Genomic DNA, 15,724 nt, shown 5'->3' on the forward strand with positions numbered 1-15,724 from the left:
TCTTCTATAAATTTTACAGGTTTTATTGAAATCCTACGCCTGACTGGCTCTAGTAAGTTTCCTTTCTAAAATCAACGTACCAATTTTAAAGCCAAAAAAGAAGAGAATTGCGGTGTTTAAAGCACTAAAAAGCGGAAAGACCACATAGATAAAAAGACTTGATAAGCCTAAATTCACAAGAAGATCTTTTACATACTCTACGCGCGATTCGTAGATAAGAAATACGGTAGTGGCTACCACAAGTCCAATTAAAAAGCACTTTAGAAAAACCCTTTTGTTTTCAATTTTAAAAGCTGCAATAAAACCTGTTACAATGGTAAGGATCAATATTACGGTATAGTTGTTTATTAAAAATTGTGCTAATAATACAACTATGTACGGCAAGTAATTCAATATATTTTTCATTAGTTAAATTTTATAGTAGTTATAATTTTTTCGAGTTTCGCAGGATTGTTCACGAATTGACTCTTTTTGTACTGGCCTTTTCTCCAGGATTCGATTTGATCTTTGTAATGTCTAGAGTTTATTAAACCGCTCTGACCACCTGCCAAAATGGTGTGGGCCTGTATGCTTCCGTTTTTCACTTCGTATACTGCACGAAAAACCGGATGAAACTTTTCTGTATTGATGTTAATTGTATTTTCGTTCCCTCCTATATTATCAATTTTTTCTCCCAATCCAGGTACGAACAGGATATTTTTAATATCAAACTTAGACATCTTTTTGTAGGTAACTTTTTTCCATTGATCGCCATAACTTTGTGTCAGGGTATCCAATGTCTTTTCGAAAATAGCGTTTACCATTTTTTGTTTATTGTCACCACCTGGAATAGTATATTTTTTATCATTTAAATACTTTAAGAAGTTCTGCAGTGAAGGCTCTAGTTTTACCTGTAATTTATTTTTCGCAAATTGTTTTGCTTCTTTTAGAGAGACTCTTCGCAACATTTCAAAAACCAATCCCTGATTTCCGTCACCGCTCATATTTCCATCCCAGTTTTTTAGTTCTTTTACAATACCATCATACTTCTCTTTTTGTGGATAATTGTTCATTAATGTTTTAAAATCTTTAAGAGAAACATCAACAACATCGCTCTGCATTTTCTGAATTTCCGCAACTGACCAGTCTTTCTTTTCTTCCAATACCGAATAAATACGTTTGGCTCTGTAATCGTCTTTTGAACCATGTGCTCCAAAATAAACATTGTTTTGAATTGGCTGTTGGTTTGCTGAAAACAAAAATCCTTTATCTGGATTAAAAGCAGACCAGAATGCACCTAATGGTTTCGTTGGAATGTATTTTTTAGTACCGTCTAATACCTGACCTATATAATCGCTGCTTCTTGCTGGGAGTTCTCCGGCACATACTATTCCAATATTATTGTCTACATCGCTGTAAGCAAAATTTTGAGGAGGATAACTATAACCTTTCAAAGCGGTCGAAAAACCATCCCAATTTCGACTTTTCATCACTTCGTACATTGCTTTTACAGAATTACTTTTTTCAGCAGCATACCAATGCTGTGCATAATATTCTCCATTCTCTTCTTTGATCACTTTACCTTGTATTGTACTTCTGTATTTTTCGATATGGTCTGGTTTCCCTTTTACTTTAATAGTATAGTTTTTAATTTGGAAAGGAATCCATTTCCCTTCATAGAGATACAGACTGTCGTTTTTTACCTGAAGTTTGTATCTATCCACTAAATCCCATTCTCCATTTGTAATTCCCCAGGAAATTCTATCATTATGACCACTTACTATTACGGGAACACCTGGTATTGTAAAACCATATGCTTTTAGACTTCCTGTTACAATGTGAGCTTCATAAAAAGCTTCCGGAAGCGTCAAATACAAGTGCGGATCATTTGCCAAAATGTTATTTTTACTCCTTGTTTTGGTGTTGTTTACCACCCAGTTATTACTTCCTATACCTCGATAAAATTTATGATTTGTCATTAGCTGGGCTCCTAAATCAAATAGAGAAGGTTCTTTTTGAACCTTTTCTTCCAGAGCTGTTACCGAAAAACTTGCTCCTAAATGAGGGACATTTACATCGGAAGGTATTAAACCGGAAGGCAAAATAGTATTTATTCCTTTTGGCTGTAGAGGATAAAAATAAGTGATCTCTTTTCCTGGTAGTTTTTCAAAAACTTCCTGCTGGTCGATATGGTGATCGAAATAAGTTAATGTATAACTCAAATACCAGTTGAATAGTAATGAATACTCTGTTTTCCATTTTCTTGGCGCTTTTCCCAAGGCTTTATACAGAGGATCTGTATTCTCGTTATTATCTAAATAAGCATTAACTCCATCAGAATAGGCCTGTAAATAAGCATAAAATTCCGGGTTTCCTTTTTTGTAACTCGCCAGTATCTCTTCTGATTTTTGTTCAAATTCATATGGCTTCCAAAATTTATCTGACTTTAAAGTTCCCGACCATAGAAACTCTGATAATCTTCCCTGTACGATTCTTGAAATCATTTCCATTTGAAAATACCTGTCTTTGGCGTGCATGTATCCCAGTCCGTAAGCTGCTGCAGTTTTTGTAGCACTATAGATATGTGGAATTCCAACATTATCTACATAAATATCTAATTTTTGATCGCCGTGAATCTTTTGTATTCCCTCACTTTGTAGAGGTACGGACAACAAACCTGTTTTATAAGTTGTTAATTTTCCCAAAGAGCCAAATGGCCCCACTTTAGAAGTGCTAACAAATATCCAGCCCAGGGATAATAGCACAAAAAGTGCTATTTTGATTATTTTTTTAGTTTTATTCGTTTTCATTTTTTTGAGATTATATCTTTATAGACAATAATATTTATTTGATTAATCGACTTTGTTCCTTAATTTTTCCATTTTTACAAAGCACATAAGGCCCCACTCTTTTCACCGGAAAATAAAAAGAGAACTGTATGGGGCCAAAAAGAAATGTATTAGGATATAGACTATATTAAAAGATTTCTGCAAGTTCAGAAATGTTTGTTTTTTCTAATTTACCATACTCCATTTTAAGTAAAGTATCTGCAGTATTGTAATATTTATCATCATGTGTGATGGCAATAATTGTTTTATCCTCGTCTCTAACTAGCGTAGTGATAATTTCGGTATAGAACTTATGTCTAAAATATGGATCCTGATCTGCTGCCCACTCATCTAACACAATGATAGGTCGATCTTCTAAAAGTGTATTGATTAAAGCAATTCGTTTGCGTTGTCCTGTCGACAGGTGAGTGGTCGAAAAATAGCCGTCTTTGATGTGTACTTTTCCTTCTAATTCAAACAATTTCAGGTATTTATTTATTTTATCATAATCAACATTCGTTATTCCGTAGAACTCATCAAACAAATAAAAATCGCTAAAAACAGGCGCAAAAAGATTCTTTATTTTTTCTATTTCTTTTAGCGGAACTAATTCCCCGTCGATATAAGCTTCTCCATTATCCAAATCATACAAGTTTAAGACTGTATTAATAAAGGTAGTTTTACCCTCCCCGTTACCTCCATACACAAAAACAATTTCATTTCTTTTGATGTCAAAGTTAATCGGCCCGACTGAGAATTGATTTTCTCCAAAAGAAAAGGCATAGTTTCGTATTTTTAAATTTGAAAAATCTTTGTATTCTTCTTTATCATCAACCTCTTTCAATTTTTCAAGTTCGGTAAGTTCTTTTTTCAATTTTTCCATTTTTTTAAGAGATACTAATGCTCTGTTCATTACTGGGATAATCGACATTACACTTACAATAGGCCCCATTAAATACAATAAAACAAAAATGAAGTTTATTTTGATTGCTGTAGGCGTTTGAAAAACTGGTCCTGCAAACACCAGAATAAATGTAATAAGGCTATAAAATAATAACTGACTTATAATCTCACTATTTAGATATTTTAAAAGTGCCGTAACATATTTATCTTCTCCGATTGCGGCAATTTTCATTACTTTCTTATCGTAAATCTGGGTTCCTTTGTCGCTATTGATGTTAATTTCTTTGGCTCCGTTCAGAATGCTGTTAAAAATTCCAATAAATACTTTTTCTAATTCTCTTACTTCTTTTATTTGTACGTTACTGGTTTTTGCCCTAACTGCATATATGATTACTCCTACTGTTATGACTGCCAGACTAACTGCGAATAATTTCAAGGACAAAAATGCCATATATACCAAACAGGCCAGTATAAGAATGATCGAAGAAAAAAAAGTAATAACCATTAAAGAGGCATTTGAAATGTGATTTACATCAGTCGACAATGTGGTATATACCTCCTCTTTGTATTCCTGAAGTTTTCTGTATGGAGCTCTCAGAATTAATTTTATTACATCTTTTCTAACGTCCCAGTATATTTTTTGGGACAATCGAATAATACCTTCCGACAGCCATCTGCGCGAAACAAAAAAAACTAGAATAGTTCCTGCAAAAAGATATAGATAATTTTGCATGGATACTGTTTCGTTTGAGGCGATGGAACTGCTTATAATTTTATTAATTATTGTTATAAATGCAAACCCTGACAATCCTGAAACTATTGCCAGTAAAGAATATCCAATTAAGGGCCTTAAAGGTATAAGTTTATTGTCGCTAATTTTTGATATATTATTTTTCATATCTTTTTTTAATAAAATTGCAAATAGTCCCCGGCCCCACTACGCAGGAGTTTCTATTTTACTGATTTAGTTTCGGGTGGGATAATTGTGCTTTTGATAAAGCCTGACTATATATTCTCGCTAAAGACTATAAGTACAGGCTTATCTAATCGCTTTTACCTGGCTTCTGTTATGCACACACTGCTGAATAAGCAGCACATTCACTAATAATTTTTGCCAATGTTTTTACCTGCTTGTGAATAAAGAAATGATTTCCGGGCAGTACCTGATAGTCAAATTTTCCACTGGTATATAGTTCCCAGTTCTGAATGTCTTTGACCGTTTCTTCCTGATCTCCCATCACGGCAAAAATTGGAGTGTTAATTACAAGACCTACTTCAGAAAGTTTGTTTTTTTCTAAAATTTCAAAATCGGCTCTCATGATAGGACTGAAATAATTGTAGAGATCTTCATCTTCAAGTATTTCCTCCGGAACTCCTCCCAGAGATCTCAATTCTTCTTTAAATTCAGAATCACCTAAGGAGTGTCTCACTTTATCATTATAAGAAGCACCTGGCCCCGGATTACCTGAAACAATTAATATATGGGGCGGGTCCAGTTGTTCTTCCATTTTTTTTGCAACTGACAATCCTAAAGTTGCTCCCATACTATGACCATAGATGATATAGGGTTGGTTACTATTTCTCAATCTTTTAATTTGAGACACGTAATCATCTACAGCATCTGTCTTTTTATGAAAATGTCTTTCGAGATTTCTTTTTCCTCTGCCCGGAAGTTCTAAGGCATGATACTCAAAACTATTCTGAATATAATTCTTTAGGAAATCAAAAGAGTAGCAACTTCCTCCTGCAAAATGCAATAAAAATATCTGTGTTTTTTGATTTGAATACATAGCTTGTTTTTTTTAAGGATATAACTTTATAAGAGCGCTATTCTCTATTACTTTTTTGCTCTTTTCTGTTTTTCCCTTTATTGAATTTGTAATTGAAATTGAGATTCCATCGAGCCGCATTAAAATTGGTCATTTGGTTTACAACAAAGTTGCTCCCAATGGTTGTATCTCTTATTTTTCTGGTATTAAAAATATTATTTACACCCAACGTTAATGTTGCATTATTTTTAAATAACGATTTTCCCAATGCCATACTCAAATAATAATAAGATTTAGTATGTGTTTGAGCATCACTTACCGGAGCCTGGTATTCGAATTTACTTTGAAACGTAAGACTTTGAGGAAGCTTAATCTGACTTATTAAGGTGGCAGTCCAGGTTTCATTAGAATAATCCAGATTTGTTGTTCCTGCATTTCCCTTTTGGTCAAAACTATAGGCATTAAGAACTGCGTTCAAAGACAACCATTTTTCTGGAGTATATTGTGCTGAAAGTTCCACTCCAAATCGCGACTCTGAATCAAGATTTATTAAAACTGTTTCAAAAATATCATCCTCATTTTGTGAAGTGAAATATTGAAAATTATTTCTGGTTTTGGAGTAATACACTGATGGATTAAGTACCCATTTTTTCGTTTTACTTAAAAGACTCAACTCTATACCATCGGTTAAAGAAGGCCTTAGCTTAATGTTTCCAAAAATACGCGAATTAAAATCCTGAAGTTCAGGAAAAGGATTTAACTGTAACAGATTAGGCCTGTTGATGCGCTGACTGTAATTTAAATGGAAAGTCGATTTTTCTGAAAAGGCATAACTTAAATTTACAGACGGAAACAATCTCGTATAAGTACTATCGGTTAAAATACCTCTTGTATTTTGATCTTTAATTTCAATACTGGTGTACTCCGTTCTTAGTCCTAACTGATAACTGAATTTGTTTATCTTATCTCCATATTGAGCGTATGCTCCTAAGATCTGCTCTCTGTAGTCTAACCCATTATTGAAACCATCTATTGGCTGTAGTGTTCCGTTAACTTCCTCATCAGCTGCAAAGTCCGTAGAGATTAATCGATGTTCTACTTTTACTCCAACTTCTAAATTTGCGGTCTCACTTAAAGGAGTAACAAAATCAGACTGGATTACGATATCGTCATTACCTCTGTTGGATTTTGTGTCAATGACAGAGTAGTCTCCGTTATCTGGTGTAATGGTTCTTCGTTGAATGTTAAAATCCTTTGTGCTATTCCAAAAATCATATTGACCGTCTATGGTAAATTTCTTACCCGGTTTTTTAAAAGTTCTGGTATAGTTAAACTCCAACTGATTGTAACTTCTTCTTTCTTCTGAATCGGCGATAGTTCTGATGTGTGAATTACTAACTCCGTCTCCTGAAAGATAATAGTTAAAAGTATTGATATCTTTATCTTTGGTCTGATTACGATAAAATGCTGTTGTAATCGAATTATTATCATCTATAGCATAATCAAGTCCTAAATACACTAATGCTCCATCATCATGTCGGTCCTGATCTTCGCGCTGGCTTAAAAAAAGATTCTTTCCATCTGATGTCGTTACCTGATCTCTGGTGTTAAGCCCTACATAATCGGAATAACGGACTCCAAAATTGGAGAACAAATTAAATTTTCCTTTTTTATAATTAAGGCTTCCCAATATTCTGTGATCGGCTGGTATTCCTGTTGAAAGCGTCATACTCCCACTCAGATCCTGTTTGTTATTCTTTTTTAGAACAATATTGATAATTCCGGCTGACCCGGCTGCATCATAACGTGATGAAGGATTGGTAATCAGTTCGATCGATTTTATGGATTCTGCCGGAATTTGTTCCAAACCCTGAATCGATGTTAGTCCCGATTTTCTTCCGTTAATAAGTATTAGAACATTACTGTTGCCTCTTAAACTTACTGCACCCGAAGGATCAACTCTTACAGAGGGTACGTTGTCCAGCACCTGTGTTGCAGATCCTCCCTTTGAAATCAGATCTTTACCTACATCAAATACTTTTTTATCCAGTTTTAATGCCAACTGAGAAGTTTCAGCCGTAACAACAACTTCGTTCAGAGAGGTTACATTCGATTTCAACTTAATGATTCCAAGATTAATATGGGATTTAGAACCATCTACGTCTAATTCTATTGTGGTGCTTTCAAAACTTAAAAACTGAAACTCAACGTTGTATTTCCCTGTTTTAATCCCTTCAATTTTAAACTCTCCTTTATCATTGGTAATTACCGTTTCTACCATCAATGCGTTCTGCTTTACGATAACTGAAGCGTAGGCCAGCTTTTCATTAGGATCCTCTCCTGTTAGTATTCCTGATACTTGGGTCAAAGATTGCGCAGATACAGAAGACATACATAACAATACTAGTGCATATATGAATATTGATTTTATCATGATATTAATTATTATTTGGTTTGTTGCTATAAGAGCTTTTATTAAACTTTCCTGATTTTTAACTCAGGACAAGATCATTTTTGTATTCGATAATTTTCTCTCCATAAAGTCTTTCCGGATCTATATCATTGGCAAGACAGTATTCTAACAGTTTGTTTGACTCTACAATTGGAATAGATTCATCTGTGTATTTGATTGAACTGATGTACTTAAGCCAAGGCTCCATTCCCATTGCATATACAAATACTTCGCTAGGTTTAAAAACATCTACCATTGCTTTAGCCTGCTCGAAATTACATCCGGCCAATCGTCTGGATTCGTCTTTATCTCGTGCTAAAGTTTCCGGCATCAGAGGGCCATATAACCAGGATAATGGCGCTCCTTCGCATTCCATTCCTAAGAAAATAACATTTATGTCTCCCATTACCTTGTGAATACGCTCGTATAGTTTTGGAGATACGTTGCAGGAATCTGCCGCAAACAATATTTTTAATCCGTCTTTATAGGCAACGTGATGGCACAATTTACTTCTTACATCCAAATCACAATGTTCTCCCACAAATGGCAATCCTGTAATAGAACAATCGTCAAAATGAATGGTTTCCATTTCTCCCAGCTCTATAATATTTTTGAATCCTATTCTTTCAAACATTAATTTCAGGTTTGGATCCTGAAGAAAACCTCCGTTGCTTTTTGGAACTATGATGTTTTTGATCTTACGTCGAAGCCTCAGCAAGGTTTCGAAAAGAATATGATCCTGATGATTGTGTGTTACCAATACATAATCGATAGATTCCGGCAAATCATCATAAGAATAACGTGATATATCCGATTCATAACCGTAACTTACTAAAGGGTCCGCAAGGATTGTTGTACTTTTGGTTTCGGTAAGAATACAGGCATGTCCAAAATATCTTGTTAGAACACCGTCTCCGCTATAACGCTCGTATTTTTTAGATTTTTCTTTTGTGAAAAACGATTTAAACAAAGGAAGGTCTTCTACCTCAACTTCAAATATTCTGGCGATTTCTCCAAACGTTTTTGGGTGGTCTTCCATTTCAAAAAGCTGATCTATTTTCTCGCTTTTCAAAGGCAAGTTTACTCTTAAAATATCCTCTCCCGGCAATTTTGGTGTGCTTAGTACAAATGATCTTGAATCATCGTCATGTACTAAAAATAAATTGAAACTTTGAAGCGACTCATTGTAAAACTCTGTTTCATACAATAAGGATTCAAAAAAGCGAAATGACGGATTGTTATTGATATCATATACCAATTCTACAAGACCTTGCAAACTCTCCGGTATTTTATTGTACAATTCTGTAAGTGCATATCCTTTTGCCTCTTTTTTAAGCATATCGTTAAGAGCGAATACATCTTCTCTTAATTTCAGAAGATCTGCACATTGTTCTTTGGTGTTATCAATAAGTCCTTTGATTTCATCTACTCTTTTTCCATCATAATCGATGAAAGGTCCGCCTAACATTTTAGGGGTTTTAACTGCCGCCGCGTGAATCATCGGATTCTGAACATAAGAAGTCATAATTTTCAAATGTCTGTCCTTAATGTTCATTGCTGCCGTAGCCGGTGATATTAAGTGAGGCCATGCATACCAGTTGTCTACTAAAGGTTCGATAGCTAAATTTCTTTTAATGTATACTAAATCATCATTTTGGATTTCCATTTTTTATAATTTTTAAGTTTTATTTGAATAAATAGTGTTATAATTTCTCAAGAGTCTATTTTACAAACAGACATAGGTTGTTTTAAGAAGCTCATAAAGTGCAATGCAATATCTTTATTGCTCTTCATAAGTTCTTGTAAAAGAGAAGATTTTGTATTGATTTCTGTACTTTCCTAAACTAATTCTGCGGAAAGTTCAAGCAGGTAATTTTTAAAGTTAAAGTCTTTTGAAAATGATAAATTATATTTTTCCAATGAACAATACATACTCACTTCAATAGCATTCGAATAGGTATTGCAACTTAAGTCTAATCCTTCATTAAAGTCATTTTTAGAATAAGTTGTGTTATTTTCTATTACTGGAGCCGAAAAACTTTTTTCACTTTCATTAGTAATAAAATTTAAGAGTCCACCTACTTCACTTTTTACCGAAACGTCATAAACACGCTCCACATCTTCACAGATCACCTCATAAGGAATTTGCTGATGTGCAAGTGCTTCCATGTAAGCGCTGTAAACTTCTCTGACGTATTTATTTTTTGTACTATCCGAAAATTGCAAAACCGGTAAAGGCAAAAAGTTATTTACAACTCCCAGCACTTTATGACTCTCCATGTCTTTATCTCCAAATTCTCTCCCTTGTGCTAATATCAACTGTAATGTTTTATCACTATGTCTATTAAGCATTAACTGATGTAATGCCATAAAAAATGCAGAAGGAGTCAAACCTGTGTTATTTATTATTCTTGAAAAAGTTTTAAATGATTCCCCCGTTATCCAGGCCGTTTGCTGTACATAATCTTTTAGTCCAGTTGGTTTATCATCAATTTCATCTTTTGTTACAACATCTTTTAATGTCTCCAGCCAATATTTTCTATGTTCGTTTGCTTCTGCCGAGTGCAAATATGCTTTTTGCCATGTTGCAAATTCATAATATAAAGTATGATTAACTTCTAAAGGCTGGTCATTAAAATAAGCTCTAAGGTTTGCTATCAAAATACTATTTGTAAAGGCATCTGTAAGTGCATGATGAATACTTATAAACATATAAGAATTTTGATCTGACTGATTGTTGGTGTCCTGAATAATAAGTACTTTCACTAATGCTCCTTCAATTACATCAAAAGGTTTTGACAGTAAAGAAGTAAGCTGTTCCTGGTTTATTTGTGTATCCTGATAGACTTCTATTTTAACTTCTGAAGAAGGCAACATACGTTGTTTTATCAATTCACCTTGTTTGTAGAATTGAGTTTTTAAAATTGGAAAAAAATCTATAAAAGGTCTGAATTTTTCCAAGAAATCTTCTTTTGAAGCAAATTTGGGAGCAACTATCGGACCTATAATCCCTTGAGACATTGTTTTGCCCAGTATAAAATTCTGATTGGGCGTTACTTCAAAATCAGATGCTGTGTTGATCTCAATATGGTCACTATTATGTGCCTGACTCTCACTTAGCAATGTCAAATGATTTACCATAGTAACTAAGTTGTTCTTGAAGGCACTTGTCAATTCATCTATTGTTGCCTTTTCAAATAATAAAGAAGAATATCCTATGCTTATTTTAAGTTCACCCAGTGAAATCATTCCTACAAAACTCAGTCCAATATTATTGTAGTTTTCCGGACTTGAATTTCCTCCAATACTCTCAGCTCCATAAGTAAATACCAGGTCTTTCTTTGATGAAACATCGTATCCAAAATCTCCCAAATAATTATATTCCAAATCAAAAGTCGTACTCAAATCTACATCCTCATTTAAAAAATGTAATGTACTATATCCTATTCCTTTGTTTGGAATTTTTGACAAGTCTGCCTTTACTTTTAATAAATTTTCAAGAGCCTCATCTTTGGACACATTCAATACAAAAGGATAAAACGATGTGAAATATCCAACAGTACGACTTATATCGACAGTATCTATGATTTCTTCTCTTCCATGGCCTTCCATTTGTATGGTTACCCGATCTCTATGCAATGTCTCTTTAATAGCAAGTCCCAAACAGGTCAGAATTACATCATCTATCTGAGTATTATATAAGATGTGCGCTGAAGTTTGTAAAAGCGTTGTGGTCTCTTTGTCTAGAAACATAGTAGCTTTACTGTCACAATTTAGTTTGTACGCTTCATTTTCTTCTATTGCATTTAACGGAATAACACGTTGTGAACAAACCTCCTGCCAGTACGAAAGTTCTTCTGTTGTTTTTAAATCCTGTGCGTAGGCTTTCAGTTCTTTTGCCCAGGCTTGGTACGAGGTAGTTTTATAGGGAAGCTTATACTCATTCCCTTCTCTATTATTCGCATACAAATCGGCAAAGTCTTGCAACAAAATTCTCCAGGAAACCCCGTCCACGACTAAATGGTGGATGATAAAAGCGATACGATCACCATCTTTTAATCTAAAATGGCCAATTCTTACTAAAGGTCCTTTAGCTATCTCAAAAGAAGATTGTAATGCTATTCCGGCATTTCTAATAGTCGTCAAATAATCTTCGTCTTCCCTTAAATCATAAAAATGTATGGTATAACTTTCTTCCGTACTGCTTTTATTATATTGCTTTCTGGTATTATTCTCAACCGGAAAAACCATTCTAAGTACATCATGATGTTGTACCAGCTGATCGATAGACGTTTTTAAAACCTTTGGATCGACCTCATCTTCTGTTCGAAGTAAAACAGTATGATTATAATACTCCGGTTCATTAAATATTTTGTCCTTCACTTTACTAAAGAAGAATTCCTGAATAGGTGTCAAAACCACTTCTCCTGTTACTTCTGACTGATCGAGGATCTGATCATTTTTTTGCATTAGAGGCACAAGGTCTTCCAGTCTGGGATTTGATATGATATCACCTGCCTTAAGTACAAATCCATGTTGTTTGAGTTTTGAAACAATTTGTATTGATTTTATTGAGTCCCCTCCAATACTAAAAAAATTATCTTTAATACCTATTCCTTCTTTCTTCAATACTTCTTCCCAAACACTTACCAGTAGTTTTTCTTCTAAAGTTGTTGCAGCCACAAATACATGATTGTCTTCTATTACGGTACCATTCTGTAATTTGTATAATGCTTTTTTATCAATTTTTCCGTTAATTGTGAGTGGCATTTGTTCCAACTGCACATATTTTTGCGGAAGCATATATTCAGGAAGAATTTTAGAAAGAAAGGATCTGATGTTTCCGGAGTTAATTGTTTCTGATGCTACAATATAAGCGACAAGCTCCTTCGCTCCCTCGTATCCTTCTTCTACGCAAACAACAGTTTCCAATATTTGATCATTGAGCAGTAATTGTTGTTCAATGGCAGAAAGTTCAATACGGTAGCCTCTTATTTTTACTTGCTCATCATTACGTCCGACATAAATAATATTTCCCTCTTTTGTCCACTTTCCTAAGTCTCCTGTTCGGTACAAATTACCATCTGCAGCAAATGGATTTTTAATAAACTTACTGTTTGTCAGTTCTTCTCTGTTTAAATATCCTCTTGCAACTCCTGTTCCTCCTATGCATATTTCTCCTACTACTCCTACTGGGACCAGATTATTATAGTGATCCAGAATATGAATTTTAGCATTAGAAATTGGCTTTCCAATTGGAATATTACGATAGGCCTCAGTATCACTTTCCGGCATCTTAAAAATCGTTCCACAAACACTGACCTCCGTTGGACCATAGGCATTGTAATAAGTCCCGTATTTAAGATATGGCTTTATGATTTCATAATCCGGTGCCTCCCCGGCTGTGATGAGTGTCTCTAATGTCTTTAAATCATCTATATCAACCAGAGCAATGTAAGAAGGTGGTAATGTTGCGATATTAATATTATTCTCTTTTATGAAAGCAGTCAGTGTATTGGCATCTTTTCGCTGCTCTTCGTTTGCCATATAAAGGCTTCCTCCTGAGAGCAGAATCATAAATGTTTCCCATACCGATGCATCGAAAGAAAAAGGGGCAAACTGCAAGCCTCTGTTATTCTGATCTAGTTTAAAATAATCAATTTGCGAAAGAATCGTATTTACAATCTGACCGTGTTCAATCATCACTCCTTTTGGAAGTCCTGTTGATCCCGAGGTATAAATTACATAAGCCAAATCTGAAGGAAGTACATCAACTTCCACCAAATCACAATCACTAACATCAAAACCTAAATCTACGGCTATTAAGGCTCCCGTATAGAATTCCATATCAAACATATAAGATGTTGTCGTAATCAGTAATTCTAATTGAGTATCAGTAATAATATGTTCTTTTACCTGATCAGGCATTTCAGGTGCAATTGGAACATATGCACAACCCAGTTTTAAGATCGCAAGCATGGATATAATGTTCCACTCATTTCGTTCGAGCTGTATACCTATAAATTTCCCCTTTTCAATTTGATAATGTTTAAAGATGTAACGAGCCAAATCAGTTGAAGCTACATCCAATTCTTTGTAGGTGAATTTTTTATTTCCTGCAAACAAAGCGGTTCCATCCGGAGTTTGTTTTACTTGTCTTTCAAATAAGGATAATAAAGTTTCTTCCTCAGAATAATCCAGTATTATATCATTAAAATCTAACAATAGCTCTTCTCTTTCGTTTACAGATAAATAATCAATTTTTGAGATTGGTATATTAGGATGCAAAACTATTTTCTCCACTAATTGTTTAAAGTGTGTCAATAACCCTATTACATATTCTGATTCCAGAACGTCTGTATTGTAAATTAACTGACAGGCTAAATAATCTCCTTCTTCAATAAAGTTGATATCTAAATCCGTCAATACAGGAGTTTCTCTTAATCGTTTAATATTCTTTATTTGGGCTTCGTCTATCTTATATTGATGGTTATTGTCTACTGCATTTTGCAACAGAATCATCACATCAAATAAAGGAGACCTTGACATATCTCTTTTATAATTAATGAGTTTTAATAAGTCGGCGAAAGGATAAAACTGACAATCTAAGGCTGATAATGTATTTTCTTTTACAGTTTCAAAAAAAGTACTGAAGGACTGTTCCGGATCAATTTGATTGCGCAGTGGCAATGAGTTAATATAACCTCCGATTTGTTCTTTTAAATCTATGTGATCACGTCCTCCCACAGCAGTCCCAATAATGACATCTTTACTGTTGGTGTACTTATATAAAAGTACATTCCATACGGCAATCAGCCCCATAAAAATACTTCCCTTTTTATCAGAGCACAGCTTTTTAAACAGTGCTGTGGTTTCTTTAGAAAGATAGGCTTTAAGTGCAACTCCGTTAACAGTTCTCACTGCTGGTCGGCTCTTGTTATTTGTGAAATTAAGAACCGGTAACTCATCGGAAAATGTTTCTTTAAAATATGCTTCCTGAGTTTTAAACAGTCCTTTAGAGAGCTGCTCGTTTTGCCAGGCTGCATAATCTTTGTATTGAATATTTAGCTCGGGTAGTTCAGCTGAAACTCCCAACTCAAACGCCGAGTAAAATGCAAGAACATTTTTAAACAGAACATCAATAGACCAGGCATCACTAATTACGTGATGTATACTTAGATGAAAAATAAATTCACTGTCCTTGAGTTGAAACAAATGAACTCTAAATAAAGGCCCCTCACCAATATTAAACGGTTTTTCTAAGTCCTCTCTGGTAATAGTTTTAATCATTTCTTCTTTTTTGTCTAAAGTTCTAAAGTCAAAAAAGTTTATCGTAAAATCTATATCTTCGCTTTGCAGGATATGCTGCCTAATTTCTCCTTCCTTATTGATTCTAAATACAGTACGCAGTGATTCATGTCGCTCAATGGTGCTATACACGGCACGCTTAAAATTTTCAACATTGATCTCTTGTTTTAAATGTGCAGAAGACGTCAGCACATAATTAAAACCTTTTGAATCTGAATCGGCAAGTACAGAAGACAATATTCCAAGGGCAAACGAAGAAACTTCATAGCTTTCCTGGCTATTAACTCTTGGTATATTATTATGTTTATTCGAAGATGTATACTTGATTAAGTAGGAAACGATTTCCTGTTTGTTTTCTTTTATCTTTTTGATGAGCGTTTCATCAATCACATCATCTTTAAAACCAAGTTTCAGATCTTCTCCATCCAGCGATATTGTAATGTTACTATCATATATCTCGTTTAATAAATTGACCATTTTGTTAC

Annotated in this window: 7 protein-coding genes; all 7 read right to left on the reverse strand. The window is 34.2% G+C overall.

All coding sequences use genetic code 11. The annotated features are described in order from the left end of the window. Window positions 1-33: 33 nt before the first annotated feature. Complete coding sequence (locus B0A80_RS09775) at window positions 34-405, reverse strand: hypothetical protein (protein WP_089077170.1); 372 nt, start codon at window positions 403-405, stop codon at window positions 34-36. Beyond that, complete coding sequence (locus B0A80_RS09780; protein ID WP_089077171.1) at window positions 405-2,789, reverse strand: penicillin acylase family protein; 2,385 nt, start codon at window positions 2,787-2,789, stop codon at window positions 405-407. The genes B0A80_RS09775 and B0A80_RS09780 overlap by 1 nt, the downstream gene beginning before the upstream one ends. Window positions 2,790-2,955: 166 nt before the next feature. After that, a complete protein-coding gene (locus tag B0A80_RS09785) occupies window positions 2,956-4,608 on the reverse strand; it encodes a cyclic peptide export ABC transporter (RefSeq protein ID WP_089077172.1) in 1,653 nt (550 codons plus the stop codon). A 169-nt stretch (window positions 4,609-4,777) separates the two neighbouring features. Then, window positions 4,778-5,500: a thioesterase II family protein gene (locus tag B0A80_RS09790; protein ID WP_089077173.1), complete on the reverse strand. Its 723-nt coding sequence runs from the start codon at window positions 5,498-5,500 to the stop codon at window positions 4,778-4,780. 37 nt (window positions 5,501-5,537) lie between these two features. Then, window positions 5,538-7,871, reverse strand: coding sequence for an outer membrane beta-barrel family protein (locus tag B0A80_RS09795; RefSeq protein WP_165769242.1), 2,334 nt, complete (start codon window positions 7,869-7,871; stop codon window positions 5,538-5,540). Between the two features lie 100 nt (window positions 7,872-7,971). After that, window positions 7,972-9,597 (reverse strand): MBL fold metallo-hydrolase, encoded by a 1,626-nt coding sequence (locus tag B0A80_RS09800; RefSeq protein ID WP_089077175.1) that lies wholly within the window; start codon window positions 9,595-9,597, stop codon window positions 7,972-7,974. Window positions 9,598-9,770: 173 nt separating this feature from the next. Next, entirely contained in the window at window positions 9,771-15,716 is a 5,946-nt protein-coding gene (locus tag B0A80_RS09805) for a non-ribosomal peptide synthetase (RefSeq protein WP_089077176.1), read from the reverse strand. Window positions 15,717-15,724 lie beyond the last annotated feature (8 nt).

Source organism: Flavobacterium tructae (genome assembly GCF_002217475.1).
In the GTDB taxonomy this organism is placed as follows: domain Bacteria; phylum Bacteroidota; class Bacteroidia; order Flavobacteriales; family Flavobacteriaceae; genus Flavobacterium; species Flavobacterium tructae.

Bases quoted from the DNA above. Each gene is read 5' to 3' on its own strand.
- B0A80_RS09775 (WP_089077170.1), bottom strand. From the start codon at position 405: ATGAAAAATATATTGAATTACTTGCCGTACATAGTTGTATTATTAGCA.
- B0A80_RS09780 (WP_089077171.1), bottom strand. From the start codon at position 2,789: ATGAAAACGAATAAAACTAAAAAAATAATCAAAATAGCACTTTTTGTG.
- B0A80_RS09785 (WP_089077172.1), bottom strand. From the start codon at position 4,608: ATGAAAAATAATATATCAAAAATTAGCGACAATAAACTTATACCTTTA.
- B0A80_RS09790 (WP_089077173.1), bottom strand. From the start codon at position 5,500: ATGTATTCAAATCAAAAAACACAGATATTTTTATTGCATTTTGCAGGA.
- B0A80_RS09795 (WP_165769242.1), bottom strand. From the start codon at position 7,871: ATGTCTTCTGTATCTGCGCAATCTTTGACCCAAGTATCAGGAATACTA.
- B0A80_RS09800 (WP_089077175.1), bottom strand. From the start codon at position 9,597: ATGGAAATCCAAAATGATGATTTAGTATACATTAAAAGAAATTTAGCT.
- B0A80_RS09805 (WP_089077176.1), bottom strand. From the start codon at position 15,716: ATGGTCAATTTATTAAACGAGATATATGATAGTAACATTACAATATCG.